Source organism: Streptomyces sp. NPDC037083, from assembly GCF_055606485.1.
The window spans coordinates 1-1,831 of record NZ_JBVJSQ010000043.1 but is presented as its reverse complement, the minus strand read 5'-3'; the positions used below and the strand labels follow the sequence as shown (position 1 = coordinate 1,831).

2 protein-coding genes are annotated in these 1,831 nt (G+C 71.3%); both read right to left on the bottom strand.

What is annotated here, in order from left to right; genetic code table 11:
• On the bottom strand, positions 1-1,432 hold a 1,432-nt coding region (locus tag ACZ7DE_RS40975; RefSeq protein ID WP_470769646.1), incomplete at its 3' end, for a dihydrolipoamide acetyltransferase family protein.
• 10 nt (positions 1,433-1,442) lie between these two features.
• Positions 1,443-1,831: transketolase C-terminal domain-containing protein (locus ACZ7DE_RS40970; protein WP_470769644.1), on the bottom strand; the 389-nt coding region annotated here is incomplete at its 5' end.

Below are 1,831 nucleotides of genomic sequence, written 5' to 3'. Positions count from 1 at the left end.
TCGCCGCCAGGTCGGCCAGCACCTTGGAGCCCAGTTCCCCGTCCACCAGGCGGTGGTCGAAGCTGAGGGCCAGGGTGGTCACCTGACGTGGTTTCACCTTGCCCTTGTGGACCCAGGGCTGGAGTTTGATCGCGCCGATCGCGAGGATGGCGGACTCGCCGGGGTTGAGGATCGGGGTGCCGGTGTCGACGCCGAAGACGCCGACGTTGGTGATGGTCACCGTGCCGCCCTGCATGGCCGCGGGGGACGTCCTGCCCTCCCTCGCCGTCGAGACCAGCTCGCCCAGGGACTGCGCCAGCTGCGGCAGCGTCTGGGCGTGGGCGTCCTTGATGTTCGGAACGAGCAGTCCCCTGGGGGTGGCGGCGGCGATGCCCAGGTTGACGTAGTGCTTGACCACGATCTCCTGCGCCGCCTCGTCCCAGGAAGCGTTGATCTCCGGGTTGCGTTTGATCGCGACCAGCAGGGCCTTGGCGATGACGAGCAGCGGGTTGACCCGCAGGCCCTGCATGTCCTTGTCCTGCTTGAGCTCCTCGACGAGCTTCAGCGTGCGGGTCACGTCGATCGTCACGAACTCCGTGACGTGCGGTGCGGTGAACGCCGAGCCGACCATCGCCGCCGCCGTCGCCTTGCGGACGCCCTTGACCGGGACCCGGGTCTCACGGGCCGTGTCGTACGAGGGGACGGGCACGGCGGCGGGAACCGGAGCCTGGGGCGTCGGCGTGGCCGGAGCGACCGGCTCGGCGGGCGGAGCGGCCACGGTGGCCGGGGTCGCCGCCGCGTGGACGTCCTCGCGGGTGATGATGCCGTCCGGGCCGGTCGGGACCACCGTGGCGAGGTCGACGCCCAGGTCCTTGGCCAGCTTGCGGACCGGCGGCTTGGCCAGCGGACGCTCCTTCACGACGGGCGCACCGCCATGGCCGTTCAGCTCGGTCCGGATCGTGTCCGGGACCTGCGGGACCGCGACCTCGGGGCCCTTGCGCGGCCGGCGCTTGGTGGAGGAGGCGGCCACGCCGTAGCCGACGAGGACCGGCTGACGGCCGGAGCCCTGCGGCTTCGGCGCCTCGGCCGCCGCCACTGTCCCGGTCTGCGGGCCGGTCTCCTCCTCCGGGGCGGCCGGCGTCTGCGCGACCGCCTGCGCCGGCACCTCGGCGACCGGGGCGGCGCCCGTCCCGCCCGTCACGTCCACTGCGATGATGGAGGTGCCCACGTCGACGGTGGTGCCCTCGGGGAAGTGCAGCGAGACCACCACACCGTCGTAGGGAATGGGCAGTTCCACCGCGGCCTTGGCGGTCTCGACCTCGCAGACCACCTGCCCGTCCGTCACCGTGTCGCCGGGCTGGACGTACCACTTGAGGATCTCGGCCTCGGTGAGCCCCTCACCCACATCGGGCATCTTGAACTCACGCACGGACGCTTGCGTCATCGTCGTCACGACCCTCTCCTCAGTACGCCAGGGCACGGTCGACGGCGTCGAGCACCCGGTCCAGGCCCGGCAGGTACTCCTCCTCCAGACGCGCCGGCGGATACGGCGCGTGATAACCGCCGACCCGAAGCACCGGAGCCTCCAGGTGGTAGAAGCAGCGCTCGGTGATCCGGGCGGCGATCTCCGCACCCGAACCGAAGAACACCGGCGCCTCATGCACCACGACCAGACGGCGCGTCTTCTCCACCGACGCCTGGACCGAGTCGAAGTCCAGCGGAGAGACCGAACGCAGGTCCAGCACCTCCAGGCTCTTGCCCTCCTCGGCGGCCGCGGCGGCGACCTCCTGGCAGAGCTTGACCATCGGACCGTAGGCGACCAGCGTCAGGTCCGTGCCCTCACGCACCACCT